The organism is Singulisphaera rosea (assembly GCF_054877945.1).
In genome coordinates this window covers 662,339-682,746 of record NZ_JBTYIP020000001.1, presented here as the reverse complement: position 1 = coordinate 682,746, position 20,408 = coordinate 662,339, and the positions used below count along the sequence as shown (strand labels likewise).

The 20,408-nt window shown below is 65.2% G+C and carries 18 protein-coding genes; 9 read left to right on the top strand and 9 right to left on the bottom strand.

Annotated elements, in window-relative coordinates:
* Positions 1–79: 79 nt before the first annotated feature.
* Complete coding sequence (locus tag ACYOEI_RS02625; protein ID WP_462847715.1) at positions 80–763, bottom strand: hypothetical protein; 684 nt, start codon at positions 761–763, stop codon at positions 80–82.
* A 975-nt stretch (positions 764–1,738) separates the two neighbouring features.
* Here ACYOEI_RS02625 and ACYOEI_RS02620 point away from each other — a divergent pair.
* The 3 genes from ACYOEI_RS02620 (at position 1,739) to mgtE (ending at position 6,090) form a co-directional block, all read left to right on the top strand.
* Positions 1,739–3,112: a dipeptidase gene (locus tag ACYOEI_RS02620; RefSeq protein ID WP_462847714.1), complete on the top strand. Its 1,374-nt coding sequence runs from the start codon at positions 1,739–1,741 to the stop codon at positions 3,110–3,112.
* Positions 3,113–3,320: 208 nt separating this feature from the next.
* On the top strand, positions 3,321–4,640 hold the full coding sequence (gene serS / locus ACYOEI_RS02615) for a serine--tRNA ligase (RefSeq protein WP_462847713.1): 1,320 nt from the start codon (positions 3,321–3,323) through the stop codon (positions 4,638–4,640).
* Positions 4,641–4,716: 76 nt separating this feature from the next.
* Positions 4,717–6,090, top strand: coding sequence for a magnesium transporter (mgtE, locus tag ACYOEI_RS02610; protein WP_462847712.1), 1,374 nt, complete (start codon positions 4,717–4,719; stop codon positions 6,088–6,090).
* 433 nt (positions 6,091–6,523) lie between these two features.
* On the opposite strand, the gene ACYOEI_RS02605 is transcribed toward mgtE, so the two are convergent.
* The 4 genes from ACYOEI_RS02605 to ACYOEI_RS02590 all read right to left on the bottom strand — a co-directional run bounded on the left by ACYOEI_RS02605 (position 6,524) and on the right by ACYOEI_RS02590 (position 10,378).
* Positions 6,524–7,447 carry a hypothetical protein gene (locus tag ACYOEI_RS02605; protein WP_462847711.1) on the bottom strand — a complete coding sequence of 308 codons (924 nt, stop codon included), beginning with the start codon at positions 7,445–7,447 and terminating at the stop codon, positions 6,524–6,526.
* A gap of 1 nt (position 7,448) precedes the next feature.
* Positions 7,449–8,513 carry a hypothetical protein gene (locus ACYOEI_RS02600; RefSeq protein ID WP_462847710.1) on the bottom strand — a complete coding sequence of 355 codons (1,065 nt, stop codon included), beginning with the start codon at positions 8,511–8,513 and terminating at the stop codon, positions 7,449–7,451.
* Positions 8,514–8,522: 9 nt separating this feature from the next.
* Positions 8,523–9,845, bottom strand: a complete 1,323-nt coding sequence (locus ACYOEI_RS02595; protein WP_462847708.1) for a di-heme oxidoredictase family protein — start codon at positions 9,843–9,845, stop codon at positions 8,523–8,525.
* A gap of 110 nt (positions 9,846–9,955) precedes the next feature.
* Positions 9,956–10,378: a BlaI/MecI/CopY family transcriptional regulator gene (locus ACYOEI_RS02590; protein ID WP_462847707.1), complete on the bottom strand. Its 423-nt coding sequence runs from the start codon at positions 10,376–10,378 to the stop codon at positions 9,956–9,958.
* A 442-nt stretch (positions 10,379–10,820) separates the two neighbouring features.
* Here ACYOEI_RS02590 and ACYOEI_RS02585 point away from each other — a divergent pair, with 442 nt between their 5' ends.
* Positions 10,821–12,059, top strand: coding sequence for a M48 family metallopeptidase (locus ACYOEI_RS02585; RefSeq protein ID WP_462847706.1), 1,239 nt, complete (start codon positions 10,821–10,823; stop codon positions 12,057–12,059).
* A 185-nt stretch (positions 12,060–12,244) separates the two neighbouring features.
* On the opposite strand, the gene ACYOEI_RS02580 is transcribed toward ACYOEI_RS02585, so the two are convergent.
* On the bottom strand, positions 12,245–13,603 hold the full coding sequence (locus ACYOEI_RS02580) for a DUF1501 domain-containing protein (RefSeq protein ID WP_462847705.1): 1,359 nt from the start codon (positions 13,601–13,603) through the stop codon (positions 12,245–12,247).
* 179 nt (positions 13,604–13,782) lie between these two features.
* Here ACYOEI_RS02580 and ACYOEI_RS02575 point away from each other — a divergent pair, with 179 nt between their 5' ends.
* The 3 genes from ACYOEI_RS02575 (at position 13,783) to ACYOEI_RS02565 (ending at position 16,004) form a co-directional block, all read left to right on the top strand.
* Positions 13,783–14,214: a carboxymuconolactone decarboxylase family protein gene (locus ACYOEI_RS02575; protein ID WP_462847704.1), complete on the top strand. Its 432-nt coding sequence runs from the start codon at positions 13,783–13,785 to the stop codon at positions 14,212–14,214.
* Positions 14,215–14,384: 170 nt separating this feature from the next.
* Positions 14,385–15,524 (top strand): endo-1,4-beta-xylanase, encoded by a 1,140-nt coding sequence (locus ACYOEI_RS02570; RefSeq protein WP_462847703.1) that lies wholly within the window; start codon positions 14,385–14,387, stop codon positions 15,522–15,524.
* Positions 15,525–15,701: 177 nt separating this feature from the next.
* A complete protein-coding gene (locus ACYOEI_RS02565) occupies positions 15,702–16,004 on the top strand; it encodes a hypothetical protein (protein WP_462847702.1) in 303 nt (100 codons plus the stop codon).
* A 61-nt stretch (positions 16,005–16,065) separates the two neighbouring features.
* Here ACYOEI_RS02565 and ACYOEI_RS02560 read toward each other — a convergent pair whose 3' ends face one another.
* The 3 genes from ACYOEI_RS02560 to ACYOEI_RS02550 form a co-directional block, all read right to left on the bottom strand.
* Complete coding sequence (locus ACYOEI_RS02560) at positions 16,066–16,308, bottom strand: hypothetical protein (RefSeq protein WP_462847701.1); 243 nt, start codon at positions 16,306–16,308, stop codon at positions 16,066–16,068.
* Positions 16,309–16,522: 214 nt separating this feature from the next.
* Positions 16,523–17,401 carry an alpha/beta hydrolase fold domain-containing protein gene (locus ACYOEI_RS02555; RefSeq protein ID WP_462847700.1) on the bottom strand — a complete coding sequence of 293 codons (879 nt, stop codon included), beginning with the start codon at positions 17,399–17,401 and terminating at the stop codon, positions 16,523–16,525.
* A gap of 161 nt (positions 17,402–17,562) precedes the next feature.
* A complete protein-coding gene (locus ACYOEI_RS02550; RefSeq protein WP_462847699.1) occupies positions 17,563–18,018 on the bottom strand; it encodes a BON domain-containing protein in 456 nt (151 codons plus the stop codon).
* Positions 18,019–18,452: 434 nt separating this feature from the next.
* On the opposite strand from ACYOEI_RS02550, the gene ACYOEI_RS02545 reads away from it, so the two are divergent.
* Together ACYOEI_RS02545 and ACYOEI_RS02540 are read left to right on the top strand one after the other, a co-directional pair.
* Positions 18,453–19,973 (top strand): GMC family oxidoreductase, encoded by a 1,521-nt coding sequence (locus ACYOEI_RS02545; RefSeq protein ID WP_462847698.1) that lies wholly within the window; start codon positions 18,453–18,455, stop codon positions 19,971–19,973.
* A gap of 17 nt (positions 19,974–19,990) precedes the next feature.
* A complete protein-coding gene (locus ACYOEI_RS02540) occupies positions 19,991–20,401 on the top strand; it encodes a gluconate 2-dehydrogenase subunit 3 family protein (protein ID WP_462847697.1) in 411 nt (136 codons plus the stop codon).
* Positions 20,402–20,408: the final 7 nt, after the last annotated feature.

Below are 20,408 nucleotides of genomic sequence, written 5' to 3'. Positions count from 1 at the left end.
GGGGTTCCGGCGAACCGGAGCCCCGCCCCGCGGGCTGCTCATCGAAGGGTGCACGAGAGGTGGAGATCGCGAGGACAGCTCAGTGGTCGATGCCGAGGCGGTAGCGGAGCTCCTCGAACTGGTCGCGGTAGACGTCGTCGGTCGAGTGCAGGTGCTCGGCTTCGGAGAGGAACTTGATGCTGTCGTCTCGCTTCAGGCCGTGCTCGATGAGCACGGCCTCGAACGGCTCGAGGTCGTTGGCATACACGAAAAGCAGCTTGTGCTCGTCGAACTGCACTTCCATCGGCCCGTTGGGATTGAGCGCGGCGAGCCCGGTGCATCCGTCATTGAGGAGGAGCTGCTCGTAGTCGTAGAGCGTGCTCTTGAGGATGACCGTGTCCATGTGCTCCCGGTATAGGTCCGCGTGGTCGCCGGGGGCGCTCTCGTGGCTCGACTCCATGACGACGTCGACTTCTTCACCCAACGGGTCGAGGAGGTCGATCAGGACGTCGAAGAGCCGTTCGGCCGAGACCGCGGCGGCAAGCACGGGCATCTTGTTCCCCGTCTCGGGGTCGCTATACACATCGCGGCGATAACCTTCGCGGGGGATGACTTCCAGCCCGAAGGAGGGCCGGACCGCGTCGGTCAGAGCGAAGTTCCCATAGCGGCCGATGCGGAGGTGGGCATCAAGCTGGTCTTGGCTGAGGTCGTCGAAACTGGTTCGAGGCATACGGCTCGTGTTTGTACGCAAAACCCGCTCGAGGAAGCGCTGGATAAAACTCATTGGAAAGGGTCCCCTCCTAACCGCGACGAACACTTTGGGAATGTTTCGTTTGAGCATCCTCGGTCACTGCGCCGAACGATTCCGGAGCTCAAAAAGCCCGAACCTAGCCATCCCAGGCATTCGTTCGACACCGCGCCCAAGGTAGCGGAAACCCACCCCGGGGACGGTCGCCTTTCCGTTGGCACCGCTTCAATGCCGTTGTTCTATATATACCACGTTCCGCGTCGAAATCCCGCCGATGATGAAAAACAGAGTGAAGGGGACCTTGGGAGCGGACCGACGTAGGAACGTGATCTCCGGGACATCTGTTGATGGCAGACGCCCGGACGGCGTCTCGAAGCTGAAATTGGTTAGTCGCAATTCCGATACCACTCCTCGCCGTTTCTTGGTCGGCCATCGCCTTCGGCCTGATCTGCCAGAAACTTGAGTCTTTTTTTGGGAACCAGGACTCTCGTGGTGGACCATCTCATTCTGCGGAATTCTCTCTCTTTTTTGTAAACTTTGGATGTTCCGTGAACAAGACTTCCGGCCTCGGCACCGAGATTGTGCTTCGGGAACGCAGCGTCCAAGGTGGGCGACGGTCGGGGCGACGAAATGGGGTGGGCTCGCGAGAGGTCCGAGGTGACAGTATCGACCTGCCCGGCGTCGGAGGTGATCCACGATCGAAAGAATCTGACATGAGATCCCGCCCACCTTCGGAAAGGAACTCGCTCCTCGATCGATCGTTACAGGTGGGCGGGGACACACTGCTATTTGTGAAATTGCCGATGGGAAGGATACGCCCCGGGTTCAGATCTCCAACCAGGCCTCGCAATCGCGTGAGCGGCGACGTCCCACCGGGCCCGCATCCCCCTGCCCTTGGCTAATCCCGAGATCGACAGTCGCCCGGGAGTTGAGGCGCTGCTATACTAATGGCTCGCGCCGGGGGGCGGTCTCAACCCGGCTCAATCCAGGACGTCGACGAGGGTTTCGGAAATGGCGATCGACCGGGTGGATGCCTACCTGGACGCCCACCGTGGCGACTTCGAGGAGCAGCTCAAGGCGCTCCTCCGGATCCCCAGCGTCAGCGCCCAGCCCGCCCACGACGCCGACACCCGACGCGCCGCCGAGTTCATCCGCGACGACCTCGTCGCGATGGGACTGGATGCCGAGCTGATCACGACGAAGGGCCACCCCATCGTCTACGCCGAACGGCTGGCCTCCCCCGGCAAGCCGACGCTCCTGATTTACGGCCACTACGACGTCCAGCCCCCGGAGCCCCTCGAGCCCTGGGTCTCTCCTCCATTCGAGCCGACCGTCCGAGACGGCAATCTCTACGCCCGGGGGGCGACCGACGACAAGGGGCAGATGTTCACCCACCTGAAGGCCACGGAAGCGTGGCTCAAGGCGGTCGGCAGTCTTCCGCTCAACCTCAAGATTCTTATCGAGGGCGAAGAGGAAGTCGGCGGGGCCAACCTCGAACGCTTCGTCGCCGAGAACCGGGCGCGACTCGCGTGTGATTACGCCGTCATCTCGGATACGAGCCAGTTTGCTCCCGGCATGCCCGCGATCACCTATGGGCTGAAGGGCCTGGCCTACTTCGAGCTGATCGTCCGGGGGGCCCGGACCGACCTCCACTCGGGGACCTTCGGGGGCGCCGTCGCGAACCCGTTGAATGCCCTCGCGACGATCCTCGCGAGCCTCAAGGGGGCCGACGGTCGGATCCTCATCCCGGGCTTCTACGACCCGGTCCAGCCGCTTGAAGACTGGGAGCGGGCCGAGTTCGCCAAGCTCCCCTTCTCGGAAGAGGAGTTCCGGGCGAACCTGGGGGTCCCTTCGGTCGAGGGCGAGGTGGGCTACACGACCCTGGAGCGGAAGTGGGCCCGTCCGACGTGCGACGTCAACGGGATCTACGGCGGATACCAGGGGCCGGGCCCGAAGACGGTCCTGCCGGGTCGGGCCGGCGCGAAGTTCAGCTTCCGACTCGTGCCGGACCAGGATCCGAAGACCGTCGCGGAGCAGCTCCGAGCCCACGTCGCGGCCGTCTGTCCGCCCGGCGTGACGTTCGAGCTGGTCGAGCACCACGGGGCACCCGCCGTGCTGGTCGGTGTCGATAGTCCCGGGGTTCGCGCCGCGGTGCGTGCCGTCGAGGCCGGATTCGGGAAGGCTCCCGTCTTCATCCGAGAAGGGGGCTCGATTCCGGTCGTCGGCCTCCTCAAGGATCAGCTCGGCGTCGACACCTTGCTCCTCGGCTGGGGGCAGAACGACGACAACCTCCACGGCCCGAACGAAAAGTTCTCGCTCGCCGACTTCCATCGGGGCATCAAAGCCAGCGCCCACCTCCTGGCGGAGTTGGCCACCGGGGAGTGAGCGGCCGGACCGGACGCAGGGACGCTCGGCCCAGGGCGAGTGATTCTAAAGCAAGGCGACTCGAGCCGTCCGGACCCGAACCCCGTGGGCGAGGGGATCCTCTCCATAGAGTCAGTCGACGACGATCCCCCCCTTCTAATTTAGAGGGGGAGGTAAGGATCTCAGGGGACCTAGGTTAACTCGCGGTCACAATGCCAAAGGTCAATCGATGCTTGATTTGAAATGGGTCACGGGCTGGAACGACCAGGAGAACCGGTCCAATCTCGAGATCGTCAAAGAGAACTGCCGCAACCGGAACGTCGGGGAGGACATCCTCGCGGCGGTCGACAGCATCGCCGACCTCGACCGGAAGCGGAAAGAGCTGCTGCATCTCGTCGAGGAAAAGCGTCGCCTCCAGAATGCCAACGCCCAGGCGGTCGGCAAGGAGAAGGATCCGGAGAAGCGCAACCTGCTCATCGCGGAAGGAAAGAGCCTCCGGTCCTCGATGGGGAGTGACGACGCGGATCTCCAGGCCTTGGATAAGCAGCTCAAGGACATCCTGGCTAGGATCCCCAACCTGACCCACCCCGACGCTCCGATTGGCGCGACCGAGGACATGAGCGTCGAGCTTCGCAAGGTCGGGACGCCCCGCACCTTCGACTTCAAGGCGAAGGACCACGTCGAGCTCGGGAAGGCGCTCGACCTGATCGACTTCGAAAGCGGGGCCAAGGTCTCGGGGCACGGCTTCTACTTCCTGAAGAACGACGCCGTCCTGCTCGAGCTCGCCCTCCAGCAGTTCGCGGTCCGGAAGCTGGTCGAGGCCGGGTTTTCGCCGATCATCACCCCCGACCTCGCGCGGAACAGCATCCTCGAAGGGATCGGGTTCACTCCTCGGGGCACCGAGACCCAGATCTATTCGGTCGAGGACTCGGACCTCAGCCTGATCGGTACCGCCGAGATCACGCTCGGGGGGATGCACGCCGACGAGATCCTCGACGAGACCGCCCTGCCCCTCAAATACGTCGGGCTTTCGCACTGCTTCCGCACCGAGGCCGGGGCCGCGGGTCGGGCGAGCAAGGGGCTTTATCGGGTCCACCAGTTCACCAAGATCGAGATGTTCGCGTTCACGACCCCCGAGTCCTCGGGCGCTATGCACTCGGAGTTGCTGGCGCTCGAAGAGGCGATCTTCACCGAGCTCGGGATCCCCTACCTGGTTCTCGACATCTGCTCGGGCGACCTCGGCGGGCCGGCCTATCGCAAGTTCGACCTCGAGGCGTGGATGCCAGGGCGGGGCGAGGCGGGCGAGTACGGCGAGGTCACCAGCACCTCGGATTGCACCGACTATCAAGCCCGACGGCTCAATATCCGCTACCGACCCACCGGGCAGAAGGGGACGAAGTTCGTCCACACGCTCAACGGCACGGCGATCGCACTGAGCCGGGCGATGATCGCGATCCTGGAGAATTACCAGCGGGCCGACGGCCTCGTCGACGTCCCCGACGTCCTGCGGCCGTACCTCGGGAAAGACGTGATCGGGACCGCGCGTTGAGAGTTCCGGACCTCGTCTCGGGCGAGCGGACGTACGGGCCGAAGGATTGACGGCCGACCTTGGGGAAAGGTGCCGAATGCGAAATCCGCTGCTGGTACCCGACCTTCGGGAACTGATCCAGGCCGGCGAGACCGCCGCGCTCCAGGACTTCTTCGGCGACCTCCACCCGGCGCACATCGCCGAGGTGATCGAGGATCTCGAGCCGGATGAAGGGGACACGATCCACGGCCTCCTTCCCCCTCGTGCCCGAGCCGAGGTCATGAGCTACCTCGACGCCGACCGCCAGGTCCGGACCGTCGAGGCGATGTCCCCCGACGACGCGGCACTCCTTCTCCACCTGATGTCGCACGACGAGCGCGCCGACCTCGTCAACCGGCTCGATGAGGACCGCGTCGACCAGATCCTCCCCCACCTCGCCCAAGCCGAACGGGACGACATCCGTAGCCTCGCGAGCTACGAGCCCGGCACCGCCGGCGCCGCGATGACGACGGACTACGTGACCCTCCCCCCCGACCTGACCGTCCGGGAGGCCCTCGAGCGACTCCGGCACGAGGCACCGGACCGCGAGACGATTTATTACAGCTATGTCGTCGACTCTCGCCGCAAGCTGATCGGCTTCATCTCCCTGAAGCGGCTGATCCTCTCCCGCCCTTCGTCGCGGATCGAGCAGATCATGCAGCGGGATGTCATCTTCGCCCGCGTCGACGAGCATCAAGAAGTGGTGGCCCGGCAGATCGGCAAGTACGACCTGATCGCCATCCCGGTCGTCGACGCGTCCGACATGCTCCTCGGCATCATTACGTATGACGATGCGATGGACATTCTCCGCCGCGAGCAGACCCAAGACATGCTCGCCTTCGGCGGCGTGTCCAAGGACGCCGAGGCCGACGAGGAGTCGTACTGGCAGAGCCGGATCACCGAGGCCGTAAGGCGCAGAATCGGCTGGCTCCTGATGCTCTTCCTCGCCGGGACGATCACCCGGTACGTCGTCGTCTCGTTCAGTTGGGTCGGCGACCGTTTTCCATCCATAGATTTTGATGCGTTTATCCCGCTCCTGATCGGCACCGGGGGTAACGCTGGGAGCCAGACCGTCGGCACGGTCATCCGAGGCCTCGCCCTCGGGGAGATCCGCCAGCAGGATACGCTCAAGGTCGTCGGCCGCGAGGTCCTCACCGGGTTGGTCCTGGGGATCCTCCTCGGCGTGCTCGGCTTCCTCTTCACCCGATACGCCCTGGGGCATTCGGCGATCTTCGGTCTGGTGATCGGCCTCGCGATCCTCGGGATTTGCATCTGGGCCAACGGCGTCGGGGCCCTCGTCCCCCTCCTGGCCACCCGCTTCCGCATCGACCCTGCCCTCGTCTCGGCCCCTCTCATCAGCACCCTGGTCGACGCCACCGGCCTTGTCATCTTCTACACGATCGCCATCGTCCTGCTGATCCACCTCGCCTGAAACGAGGCCGGAGCGGTTTCTCTTTGGGCGGCTACTCTCCGATACAAGCCCGAAGCGCAAGCGAGTGAATCCTCCTCGATTTCCTATAGCGGATCACGCACGCGTTGCGAACGTCGGAGGAAAACGGGGACTGGCTCCCGGCAGGATCAGGCTGGGGTTTTCGCGATCGACGTCGAGGCCGGGTGCCTGTCCCCATTTTCCGGGCCGTCGCCGTCCGCTGCGGCGGAAACGGAGACAGGCACCTGCGCTTCGCTGCGGAGCCAGTCCCCGTTTTCGCCTCCGCTCTCGGGTCACAGACACGCCGTACCGTCTGCAACCCAACCGTTTGCCGCTCCAATTAGGAGGATTCACTCGCTTGCGCTTCGGGCTTGTAAGGGATCTCACCGGGCTGTCGTGAAACGAGTGCAACCCCTGTCTCTTCCACTCTTGGCAATCACGAGTTCGTGTAGATCCGTCCCGGACGCATGGGCGTGGCCCACTTGGGTCGCCGTCGGAACCAGACGAGATGGACGGCGTGCGAGTAGTAGGTCAGACCGAGCATCCGGAAGACGACGATCGCTTCGTAGAGGGCAAAGATCCAGAAGCCCCAGAGGGCGAGCGCCGCGAATCGGAGCGACTCGATCCGGAAGAGGACCGACCAGAGGGCTTGACCCGCAAGCATTAGAGCGACCCCGGCGACGATGCAGGGGAAGAGGTAGTCCCAGCCGATCTTCAGGATCGCGACGAACACGGTGTACGGGTTGGCGCCGAGGATGTCGTCGTGGAGGAGGGCCGCCGCCAGGGCCATCTGGGAATACCCCGCGCAGAGGATGACGAGGTCGGCGATCACGAACCAGTCGAACCAGTCGATGTCGCCGCAGTGGAGCCAGTAGAGGGTGATCGGGAACCAGCCGATGCCGACCCCGACGATCCCGGCCCAGATCCAACGACCCAATCCTTCGGCGATCGAGTGAGGGTTCCACTCGGGCCAACGCGGTTGATCGACCTCGCCCATCGCGCTCGAGACCATGAGCTGCCCGAGCACCAGGAGGGTATATCCCAGCGTCATGGTGAAGCTGATGATCAGCGGCAGGAAGATCGGCAGCGCCAGGAGGCCAAGGGCCCAGTTCGCGCGTCGGAACGGGTCGACGAGGGCGATCCAGTCGAAGAGTGGGAGTGAGAGGAGGAACAGGGCGGGAGGCATGAACACCAGGAGCGCGACCGAAGGCCCGTCGCTGAGGGGATAGAGGAGGCAATGTCCGAGGGTCGCCTTGGCCTTGTGCCTTCGGAACTTGGGCCGCCAGGTCTCCTCGGGCCGGAGTTCCGCCGCGGTCATGACCTTGACGTAGGTGTTGGAGTTGTACCAATCCTTTTGCATCTCAAACGCCCCACCTCGGTCGGTCGCGGAACCAGCCCAGCACCCGGGCGTTGCGGTGGTAGAACAGACCGAGCACCCGGAGCACGACCATCGACTCGTAGAGGACGGCAACCCAGAAGGCCCAGTAGGCGACCGCGGACAGCGGGGGGTTGGTGATCTGAAGGAGACCCACAATACCCATCGCCGTGAGCATCAGCGCGAACCCGATGACCAACGACGGCCGAACGCAACACCACCCGACTCGACGAATCGCCCGGAGGACGGTGATCGGATTCGCCCCCAAGGGGTCATCGTGCAAGATCGAGGCCAAAAGGGCCATCTGGGCATAGACGGCTCCCAACGCGATCAGCTCGATGAAGATGATCTGATCGACCAGGTCGATATCCCCACAATACATCCAATATGCGACGGCGGGAATCCCTCCGATCGTCCCGCCGATGATGAAGGCCCAGACCCATCGCCAGAGGCCACGGAACATCTCGGTAGGATCCCACTCGGGCCAACGCGGGTGGTGGACCTCCCCCTGGGCACTCGCGACGAGGACTTGCCCCAAGACCGTCAGGATGAAGCTGAGGGTCGGCAACAGGATCAGGATCGCGGGCAGGACGCTGACGAAACCGAAGGCGCGGACGGCGGGATTGCCTTGAGCGGGCGTGAAGAAACCGATGAAGGGAATGGTCGCGAACCAGAGGATCGGCGGGAAGAAGATCAGGATCGCCAATCCAGTGGTGCCCCAGAGGGGATAGAGCAGGCTGACGCGGAGTTGGGTCTCATTCTTCGAAGGGGGGAGGATGAGGCCGTCGCGGATCGGCTTCGAAGGCTTCGCGGTCGGCCGGTCGGGCAGGACGAGCCCACGCTTTGCGTCGTAGGTCGACGTCCGTGCTTCGACGACATAACCCGCCGGCCCGTCCGAGTCTTCGGAAGCCGGCGGAGTCTGCGGCGGAGTGGTCTCGGGAACCCGAAGCATCCCGCCGCATTTGGGGCACTTGCCGACGCGGCCGGGGACGGCCCCGGCCGCTTTCAGTCGCATCCCACAGGGACAGACCAGGATCGTCGAGTTCGCCACGGGAGTGGTCTATTTCGAGGCCAAGGTCGTCGGGGCGGCGGGGACCGAGGGGGCCCGCAAGGTTTTCAGGAACGCGACGAGTGCACTCCGCTCGGAGGCGGGCATCTCCTTGAACCGAGCGGCCACGTCGATAGCCTCACCGCTGTGGAGCTCGATTGACTCCTCCAGTGTCGCAGCCCGGCCGTCATGGAGGTACGGGCCGGAGTCGGCCACACCCCAGAGCGGCGCGGTCCGCCACTCGGCGGGGGTCGGCTGCTCGGAGACGGCGAAGTTATCGTTACGAACGGCCGGCTGGGGGACGATCGACCCGTAATACCCCGTGCTCGACTCGAGCTCGACGCCCATGTCGTGAAGGAGCATGTCCGAGTAGATTCCGGCGATCGGGCCGAGCTTTTCCGAGTGGCAGTCGGCGCAGCCGGTCTTCTCGAAGAGGGCCTTGCCGCTCGTGACCAGTGCGAGCGACTTCGAACTTTCGGGAAGAACTTGCTTGGGAGTGGGCAAGTCGCGGATGAAGTCGGTCATCATCACGCATTGCTCGTCGGTCAGGTCGGTGCCGGCCGACTGATAGTCGAGCTTGCCCAGAGGAGTGGCCTGGGGCCGCCCGGGGTTCGAGAGGCCGAGCTCGTTGGCGCAGGCCGCCTTGACGAAGTCGCTGAGGGTGGCGAATTCCGACTTCCAGCCGAAGCGGCCGATCCGGCCGTCGGCGAGCCGGGCGATCCGGCCCCGGACCTTCGAGTCACGGGCCCCGTTCAGGCCGACGAGGCGGGCCGGGGTCGAGTGCTCACGCTGGTGCGAGAGCAGGGTCTCGTCGGAGACGGCGTCGATCTGGCCGTCGCCGAAGAGGGCCGGCGTGTTGCGTTGGGTGACGACGACCTCGGGAGAGCGAGTCCGGGCGCGGTCGACCAGTTGGGGGAGCGGGATCGACGGGGCCTTCGGTAGCGAGGCGTGGACGAGGTTCAACGTCTCCTGGTATTCGGCCGAGATCGCCTTCTGATGGACGACGCCCGAGGCGGGGATGCCGTTCGCACCACCGGCGACCAGGCCATAGACCGTGACGTTCTTGCTCACGGGGCCGCCGCCGCCGGGACCCCCCTGGTTGTGACACTCGAGGCAGGATTTGGCGTTGAACACCGGCCCGATCCCATCTCCCCTGGTGAGGGGATCGCCGGGGGTCCACTCGTGGTTGAACAGGGTGCGGCCCTCGGCGACGGACCGGGCCGTGACCACCTTCGGCCCCGGCCGGGCGACCCGCTCGACGAGCTTCCACGCCGGGGCCAGGGCGAGCGCCAGAACGATCCAGTGTGCGGGGCGCATGCGCGAACGTGAGGCCATGCTCGGTCTCCGTTTCCGAAACGGGATTGAGGACGTGCGGTCGATGCGAGGGCGGGGCCGGTTTCGATTGCAAGGAGACGGCAGGGAGGCCGCATGCGCGGCCTCTCCGGTCAGGACGTCGTCGGGGGTTCGGTCCCCTTCTTCTTCGAGGCGCTACCGGTCATCTCTTCGAGCACCGCCCGGACTTCCTTCGCCTGGCGGGCGTCGAGCGGGTGCGACTTGAGCAGGTGGAGGACCAGGAGACCGGGCTCGCCCTGGTAGAGCTTGTCGACCAGGTTGCTGACCCGCTTCTGGCGGACCTCCTGGGTGGTGATGACCGGCTTATAGACGAAAGCGAGTTCGCTCCGGTCGCTGGAGACCACCCCCTTGGTCTCGAGGCGATCGAGCAGGGTCGCGACGGTGGCGTAGGACCACTCACGACCGGCACCTCGGAGGGTATCCAGGACTTCACGAACCGTCGCCTGGCCCCGATCCCAGAGGACTTTGAGGACGTCGAGCTCCGAATCGGGGATGGATAATGGACGCTTGGCCATCGGCGATGATCTCGAATGATCGAACGGTACAATGACGCCCCGCCTCACACCCCGTCGGCATGCTGCGAGGCCAGGGTTCGGGGTCGCCTTTCTTCCCCGACGCTTGATATCCTAAGACAAGTGTCTCATAACGTCAAGGTGCCCGCTTTCGGCACACCCGGATTTTCGCCCTAAGAATCGCGAGGACCGGCTCTTGCAGGAGGATCGCGCGGCCACGAGATGGCTCTCCGGACGGACCCAACCCATGCTTGTACCCTGCGAGATGGAGCGTGGGGCCCTCGCCTCCTCGGGAGAGAATCGCGATCGCTGGCGGAGGCGGAGAAAAAATAAAAGGGGATGTTCGCCGAAGTCGATCAGGGATACCTTGGTTTGGGGATGGTGAGGCGAACGTGGCGGAGGTCAGCCGGCACTCGAGATGAGCCAGGGGGCGTCGCGGAGAACCTTGGAGGATCGCAGTCCGCCCCCGAGCGGGTTGCGCTGCCCCGCCTGTGGGGGCGCCTTGACGTCGCTCGACGAGCGCGTCGGCGACGATTTCCGGTTCCGATGCCCCGACTGTCGCGAGACGTTCCGCGCCCGCCGTCGGCCGCCGAGTGAGGAAATCCCGGCCCTTCCCCCCTCGGAGTCGGTGATCTTGGGTCCGTTCGCCTTATTCTGGCGAAGCCTGTCGCTGCGTTGGCTCGAGACCTCGTACCGGGGCGTGGTCGTCGCGGGCACGGCAGGTTTCATCGCCTGCGGTGGCTTTGTCCCGGTCCTCCGAGGCTGGCTCCGCGACGAGTTCGAGGGGTGGGCCGGCCTGCTCGAGTGGCTCGGCGGGGTCGTCGTCGTGACCGAGACCCGCGACCCCGACGCCGACCTCGGGCCGGTGCTCGCACGATCCGACGCCCCCTTGATCTTCTCGACGGTCGACGAGGTTTCGCGACGCCTGGGCGTGAAGCCGCCCGGGCAGATCCGCCTGACCTATCTCCCGTGCTGCGGGGTCGTGGCCTGGGGACGCTCTCAGGCCTTGATCCTCGGACTCCCCCTGCTCCGCGTCCTGACCCTGGCCGAGCTCCGCGCCATCCTCGCTCACGAGCTGGCCCACCTGGCGAAGGGCGACGCTACCCGAGCGGCACGGTCCGTCCGATTCGTCGAGGGCTTGCGACAGGCGCTCGACCGCGCCTCGGGACGCGAGCACGGCCCGCTCGGTTTCCTGGCGAGGACGACCTACCGCTGGTCGGCCAGTCTCATCGGCCCGATTGCCCGGGGACAGGAAACCCGCGCCGATCGTTCCGCGGCCTCGATCGCGGGAGGAGGCCCGGCGGCCTCGGCCCTCGTCAAGGTCGCGCTCGTCCAGCCACTCTTCCGCGAGGTCCTCGAGCACTACGACCATTCGGACCCGGATGCCCCCAACCTCTACGCCTTCTTCCGCGCCTTCTGGTTCCGCCTCCCTCCCGAGGTCCACTCCGCCATGCGGCTCCAGGTCCTCGCCGACGGGGCCGGGACCGACGACCCGGCGCACCCCCCACTGCCCGACCGCCTCGCCTTGTTGCAATCCTACCCCGACTACCACGGAGTCAACGGCGACTCCATCCCCGCGACCTCGTTCCTCGGCGACCTCGAAGCCCTCGAGCAGATGCTCCACAACCGACTCTTCGGCCTCCCCGCCATCGAGCCCAGCGTCTTCCACAGATCCCGCGTTTGAAAAACGAACATGGATTGAAGAAAATTTAATCAACAGATGGCACGGATGATCATAGTTTGAAAATTGTGAATTTTAATTGAACTTTCAATTTTAAGTATTTTTAAATTATCTGTGTTCATCCGCGTCATCTGTTGATTGCCGATCTTCGTATTCCATCCGTGTTCCATTCGAGCTCAGTACACGGGCTAGATCAGCTCCCGGATCGGCTCGCCTTCGGAGAGGATCGGGATGGGTCTGCCGGCGAAGTCGGGGAACTCGCGCCTGGGGTCGATGTCGAGGTGGCGGTAGATCGTCGCGAGCAGATCCCTGGGCGAGAGCGGGCGTTCGACGGGGAATTCGCCGCGGCGGTTCGTGGCCCCGACGACCTGTCCCATCCGCAGGCCGCCGCCCGAGACGAGCGCCGACTGGGCGTCGGGCCAGTGGTCCCGGCCGATCAAGCCGCTCGACCGGACGAGTCGGGGCGTGCGGCCGAACTCGCCGACCGCGACGATCAGGACCTTGCGGTCGAGGCCGCGCTGGTACACGTCCTCGATCAGGGCCGAGAGGCCCTGGTCCATGAACGGGGCGCGATGCCGCATGGCGTCGCCCATGTCCCAGCGCGTTTCCGCATTGATGTGATCATCCCAACTGAAGTACCGCTCGTTGAGCGATGGGGCGAGGGCGTCGATCGTGATCGCACTCGCGCCTGCCTCGGCCAGCCTGCGGGCGAGCAGGCAACTCTGGCCCCAGAGGTGGCGTCCGTAGCGGTCGCGGAGCTTCGGATCCTCCTTCCCGAGGTCGAAGGCCGACGCGATCTTCGGGTTCGTCAACATTTGAAGCGCGGCGTCGCGGAAGGGATCGCCGCCCGTGGCTCCCGGGCGGTCGAGGTCGCGTTGGAAGCCGTCGAATTGAGAGATCAAGGCGCGACGGTCGTCGAGGCGACTGCCGTCGACACCCCCGACGAGCGAGAGATTCGGGGCTCGAAAATTCGGGGCCGATGGGTCGCCCGTGCCAAACCCGCGGTGGCTCACCCCCAGATAGGTCGGCTGGGTCATGAACGGCTGCTGGGGGATCCCGACATAGTGCGGCAGACCGTCGGCCCGCATCCCGCGGAGTCGGCTCGTGAACATGCCGAAGTCAGGATGCTCGGAGCGCGAGGTCGATGTCGGGTCGGGCGGCGAGGGGGTCTTCCCCGTAAGAAGCTCGATCGAGGCGTCATTGTGCGCGGACATCGTGTGCCGCAGCGATCGGATCAACGAGACCTTGTCGCCGAGCTTGGCCTGGAGGGGAAAGAGCTCGCAGATGTCGAGGCCGGGGACGGGCGTGGAAATCGGACGGAAGGGGCCTCGGTATTCGCTCGGGGCGTCGGGCTTCAGGTCGTACGTCTCGAGCTGACTCGGCCCGCCCCACATCCAGAAGAGGATGACGGAGGTGTCGGGGGTCGTCGCGGCGGGGGCTCGGGCGGCGAGGAGGCCCGGCAGGCTCATCCCCCCCATCGCGAGGTAACCGAGCCGGAGGAACTCGCGACGGGAGACGACCGGACCACCGCAACGACTCGTCATCATGCCCGTCTCCCGCCCGGGGATACTTGTTGGACAATTGGTGGATCTTAGCGGTCGGTCCCCGGTTCTTGCAACCGGACAACCGTCGAGTGGCTTGCGGAGCCGGCGGCCTCGGCCCAACATGGGGGTTGGGATCGTGCCCAGAGAAATCCGCTTGAACCGCGTCGGGGAGGATCGAGGATATGGCGGAACGCCCCAAGGCGACCGTGCGTCTGGTCGGGGAGTCGGAGGCCACCGGCCGTGTCGCCGCGGTTTACGAGGACATCAAGGCGACCAAGGGGATCGACTTCGTCCCCAACTTCTGGCAGACCCTGGCGACCAACGTCGACCACCTCGAGCTGGTCTGGACCCGACTCAAGGCGATCATGCATCCCGAGGCCGAGGGGCGTACGGGGAAGCTCGACCCACTCACACGCGAGATCATCGCGCTGGCCGTCTCGGCGACCAACGGTTGCTCCTATTGCGTCAACTCCCACACGGCGGCCGTGCGCAAGCTCGGCCTGGACGTCGAGGCACTTGGGGAAGTCATGGCGATCGTCGGCCTGTTCAACTCGACCAATGCCATCGCCGACGGCTACCAGATCGAACCCGACGTCTTCCCGCCCCAGGACTGACGATCTTCGAAACCCCGAAACCCGGTGTCTTCTTAAACGCCGGGTTTCTGAACCACCATGTGATGTCGTCCCGAGTGGGGAACTCGGCGTTTATCACGTCTCAACCCCGGCGGTCTCTTCAAAAGCTGGGATTTCGCAACAAAGTCCGATAGCGACGAAAGGATCCTTTGATGTTGAAACGAGTCGGACGAAGCGCATTCGTCCTCCTTGCGGCGCTAATCGGCCTCGAGGCCTCGACCGTGAGTGCCGCCGAACCCTGGTCGGTCGAGCGGGCGAATGCATGGGCCAGCGAGAAGCCCTGGCTCGTGGGCGCGAACTTCGCGCCCGCATACGCGATCAACCAGTTGGAGATGTGGCAGGCCGACACCTTCGACCTGAAGGCGATCGACCGCGAGCTCGCCCTGGCGGAAGGGCTCGGGTTCAACAGCCTGCGGGTCTTCCTCCACCACCTCCTCTGGGAGCAGGATTCCGCCGGCTTCCTCCGCCGCATGGAGCAATTCCTCGAAGTCGCGGAGAAGCATAAGATCGGTGTGATGTTCGTCCTGCTCGATAGCGTCTGGGACCCTCACCCCAGATCCGGCAAGCAGCGCGAGCCGAAGCGGGGGCTCCACAACTCGGGGTGGTTGCAAAGCCCCGGTGTCGAGATCCTCAAGAACCCGGCCCGGCACGCCGAGCTCGAGCCTTATATCAAGGGCGTCGTCGGCCACTTCCGCAACGACCGCCGCGTCCACGCCTGGGACATCATCAACGAGCCCGACAACCGCAACAACAACAGCTACGGCCGCCACGAGCCCGAGAACAAGGGTGAGCTCGCCCTCAAACTCATGACGCACGCCTTCGCCTGGGCCCGTTCGGCCGAGCCCTCGCAGCCGATCACCGCGGGGATCTGGATCGGTGACTGGGCCCACCACGAACGGCTCAAGCCCTGGGAGCGGTTCTCACTCGAGCAATCCGACATCATCACGTTCCACAACTACGCGGGACTGTCGGAGCTGAAAGGGCGAGTCGAACACCTGAAGCGCTACAAGCGGCCGATCATCTGCACCGAATACATGGCCCGTCCGGCCGGCAGTCGGTTCGACCCGATCCTCGCCTACTTCAAGGAGGAGAAGATCGGAGCCTACAACTGGGGCTTCGTCTCGGGCAAGTCCCAGACGATCTACCCGTGGGATTCGTGGCAGAAAGCCTACGACGCCGAGCCCCCCACCTGGTTCCACGACATCTTCCGCCAGGACGGCACCCCGTACGACCCGAAGGAGGTCGATTACATCCGCCGCATCACAGGCGTGGAACGCCCCCGAGGGCGCTGACCCTCGCCGAGCGTGCACCTGAGACAATGCCCGACCGTTTGATGAGGCTGCGGTTTGTTGAAGGAGTGGGACCGGGGCGGGACGTGAAACTCTCTTTAGCACCTGGGTACGCGGGACAACGGGAATCGGGGGCCGTTTCAAAGCGTCAAAAGGGGCCGTGAGATCAGCGGAGGGACGATGCGACGACTGCTCCCGGTTGTGGCGATGACAGGCGTCATTGCATACTTTGCTGGCGGCTTCGTCTCCGGTGTTGTCTCGTGTCCCGATGCGAATCAGGATTTCGTCGCCAACACGCTCAAACGTCGACTTGTAGGCGGGGTCTATTGTGTGATGTCCGCCATGACTCTGGGTTTCCCGCCGACGGATTTCGCCGAGGGAACTCGGCAGAACGCATGGCCTTATATCATCGAATGCTGGCTGGTGTTGATGTTGATGGTTATTGGAGGGGCAGCCCTTCGGAAAAAGCCCGAGAGGTCGTAGGAGCGGCTCATCCGCTGCCAAGCCGGAATGGAAACGAGAACCGAAGCCGAAGCCCAGATGCTCAGGGGCCCGAAGGCGGCACTGGCCTGGCGTCGCGCTCAGCTTTTCGCATCGATGATGGCTTTTCCTGCCTCGCCGCCATGGCGGCGATTTGGGCGTTGTGCCTCGCCGTCATCTCGTTGACCTGGGCGGCGAACCGCTCGGTCTGCTCGACGAGTTGGGCCTTGTGCCTGGCCGTCGTTTCGTTGATCCGGGCATTCTGTCGGACGGTGATCAGGATGAGTGAGAGGCCTAGCGCTACCATGGCGATGAGCAGTCATCGTGTCGAGAGGGGAAGCCGAAGGCGTTTCCGTTCGGTCACAGGGGAGGACTCGCCTGGCTGCGGGAGTTGACCCGAATCCAGGTTACGCCGAGTCGAGCGGCGGTTCCTAGAAACTCCCGTGGTAATCGGGGATGAGGATTCCAGGTCGGGGGCCTTCCGAGCGAGCACGACGTGATCGGCGCTCGCCCTCGTCGTTTCAAGGGCGTGCTTTGAGGTAACGGTCGAAGAAGGCGAAGGTCTCGGTGTTGGTCCGCTCGAGCTCGGCCCCTTGCCAGCCGTGTCCGACGCCGATCAGGAGCTCGACGCGTCCGGGGACCCCGACCGATGTGAGCTTGTCGGTGAGCTTGATCGCCTGGTTATACGGGATGAGGTTGTCTTTCGTGCCCTGGAAGGTCAACGTCGGGGCGTCGTCCGCGGTGACGAAGGTCAATGGGGAGGCTTTCACGGCGGCCTCGGGCTTCTCCTCCTGCGTCCCGCCGAGGAAGTCGCGCAGGAGGGGCTTGGAGACGTCGGGCAAGTCCTTGGCCGCGAGGTCGATCGGCCCGAAGTAATTCACCACGGCCTGGACTTTGGTGCTCGTCGAGGTGTCGGTCGTGGGCCCCTCGAGGCCGTCGTCGGGCCCCGTGACGCCGAGCATCAGCGCGAGGTGGGCCCCGGCGGAGAACCCGATGGCACCGATGTGGTCGGGGTCGAGGTGGTAGTCCTTCGCGTGGGCCCTGAGCCAGCGCACGGCCGCCTTGACGTCGTGGACCTGGGCCGGGAACACATCCTTGGGACAGTGGCGATACTGCGGCGCGACTGCCACATACCCTCGGCGCGCAAACTCGCCCAAGGCCCCCCGCATATGGTCCTTCTTCCCGGTCCGCCAGGCACCGCCGTAGAGCACGACCACGCCCGGGAACGGGCCATCCCCCTCGCTTGGGCGGGCGACGTCGAGCTTGAGCTCGGTGTCGCCGACCTTGCTGTAGACGATGTCGAAGTCGGCGGCGACCTTGGGTCCGTCGTCGCCGTGCAACGGGAGTGCCGTCGCGGCGAGCAGCGTCGCCGCCAGGCCGAGGCTGGTGCGCGTCTTCATGGTGTGCGTCTCGGTGCGTCGCGTGCGATCGAACTCTCAGATCAGGGGTGTATCCCCATCCCTAACCCGGAGAATCGTTGCATTCTAACCCGACCCGAACCACAACGCGACGGTGGGGGCACGGTGAGGGGAATGGATCTCGATCCGTCGACTGTCGGGGCTTATTCGCGAGTCCGGATCGTCTTCGACGTCTTGGCGGCCTGGGTGGTGACGAGCGGGGTGAGGTCGTCGATGACCGAGGTGATCCCGACGGTGTTCTTGGTGAGTTCGACGGCGTGGGCCCTCGCTGCCTCGTCGGGGACGGTCCCCTTCAACAAGGCCGTGCCGTCGCGGAGCATGTGGACCTCGATCGACGAGTTGTGGAGCATGCTGTCCCAGTGGAGGCGGGAGTAGACGCGGGAATGGGTCTCCATCCGACCGACGTCCGCCCGGACGATCTCGAACCGCTTTCGGACCGCCCCGCTGACGTCTTGCACGCCTCGCTTCAGGCCACGGCCGACCCCCTGGACCTTCTCCGCGACCCGCTCCCCGAAACCCGGTTGCGCGAGTCCCACGCAGGCCATGCTCCCGAGGATCACCAGCGTCAACGCGCCCGTCTTCACCGTGGTGGCTCGCATTCGTTCGGCTCCTTCGCGATCGAACGTAAAGTCGGGCCCTTTCGTCCGGGGCCGAAGGTTCCTCCACGCGAATGGACACCCCTTCGGCGCAATCGCGAACACCGAAAGGGCGAACCTCGCCCAGGCCGTCCGACCCGTCCAGGATCGACCGGCGGTCTCGGCCGACAAATTACGAGCCGTCCCAAAATTGGTCAAGTCGAGGATCCGTCCTGCCGACAGGGCCCTGCCCCTTGGTTTCGGGGGCGAACGAATTATCTCCGACCTGCTGCCCTCTTCAACTTTGTGTCTTTGTCCCTTCGTGGTGAATCCGGAACTCGGCCATTCGAACGAAGGCTTGAACGCAAATCGATCGCCCAGATCCTGGCCCTCGGTTTCGGGTTCTCGTATAGTGCCCGAGGTCCTGGTCATTCCCCACGTCTTGCGAGTTCGCGCGCATGTTCGATGTGCTCATCGTCGGCGCGGGCGCGACCGGTGCGCTCGTCGCACAACGGCTGTCGTCGCGAGGGTTGTCGGTGGTCGTGCTCGAGGCCGGTCAGAGATTTGGCGGCCACTCGGCGTTGCAGAACGTCGAGGCGAACGCCGGGAAGATCTTCTGGACCGAGCCCAGGAACTTCGTCGGCTCGGATTTCGTGATCCCGAAGGCGGGGACGGGCGTCGGCGGCGGGACCCTGCCCTGGCTCGGGGTGGTCCCCCGGTTCCATCGCGACGACTTCCGGACCCGATCGACGGAAGGTGTGGGGGCCGACTGGCCGATCGGGTACGACGACCTCCGTCCGCACTATGAGGCGGTCGAGCGCGAGTTCGGGGTAGCCGGCGAATGCGGGCCGTTTGCCCCCGAGCCCTATACGCTGCCGATGCCCCCGCACCGGATGAACTGGCACGCTCAGGTGCTCGCCCGGGGGGCGAGGCAACTCGGGGCCCATCCGTTCGCACCTCCCATCGCGATCAACTCGGTGGAACGCGACGGCCGCCCGGCGTGCGTCGCCTGCGGTTGGTGCGGGTCGGGGTGCCCGACCGAGGCCAAGGCGACCGCCACGAACACCTACCTCGCGAAGGCCGAGGTCCTGGGGGCCCGCGTCATCAGCGAGGCGTTCGTCCATCGGGTGAATTACGACGGGGCCAAGGGCCGAGTCACGGGAGTCGATTACCTCGACTCCGGACGCCGCGAACGCCGGGTCGAGGCGAGGGTCGTGGTCCTTGCCAGCCATGCGCTCGAGACGCCCCGGCTGCTCCTCCTCTCGGCCCAGGGGGCGTTTCCGGATGGCCTCGCGAACTCCAGCGGGCTCGTCGGGAAGAATCTCATGAGCCATCCCACCTGGCAGGTCTTCGGCACGTTCGACGAGCCGATCAACGCCTACAAGGGGATGCAGATGGGTCACGTTATGGTGCAGGATTACTACCGGCCGGATCCGCGGAACGACTACGCCCGTGGGTTCATCCTGCTCAGCTACATGATGACCCCCATCACCTTCGGCAACCTGAGCGGGCTGATGTACGGGCAGGAACTGAAGGACTTCCTTCACGGCTACACCCACACGGCGGCCTGGTGGGCCCACGCGGAAGGGCTCCCACATGAGAGCAATGCGGTCACGCTCGACCCGGAGTTGAGAGACCCCCGCGGCCTGCCCGCCGCGCGGGTGACCTACCACTGGGGCGAGAACGATGTCAAAGTCGCCGCCGCGGCCCGCGACAGGGCCGCGGAGATGATGGAGGCGTCGGGGGCCCGGAAGGTCCACATCGGCCTCAACTACGGGGCCCACGCGATGGGCACCTGCCGCATGGGACGCGACCCCGAGACCTCGGTCGTCGACGAGTTCGGCTGTTCTCATGACGTGAAGAACCTCTATATCTGCGACACGAGCGTGTTCGTGACCGGCTCGGGGCTCAACCCGACCCTCACGGCGATGGCGATCGCCGACCGCGCCTCGGGTCACATCCTCGCCGAAGGGCCTTGAGCAGCCGGGGAAACGACATGAACGAACCCATGGTCACCCTCGACGACGTCGGCACGCTCGCGGCCCTGGCCGACGGGATCATCCCCCCCGACGACCGCGATGCCGGGGCGAGCGCGGTGCATGCCGGCGCTGGCCTGGCCGAGCGCATGAGGAGAGGTCCGGCCGTGGCTGTCTATGTCGAGGGCCTCCGGGACGCCCGCGAGATCGCCCGTGAACGCTTCGGCAGGGGCGTCCGCGAACTGGCCGCCGCGCAGGTCCATGAGCTTCTCGGCACGCTCCGAGACCGGCACCCCGCGTTCTTCCGCCAGCTTCGGGCCGATGTTTGCGCACTCTACCTCGGAGACGAGGGCGTCCAGCGGCTCATCGGCTTCCCCGGGCCGTCGTCGAAGGGCGGCGGTTATCCCGACTTCGATCAACCTCAATCGTGAAACGTCT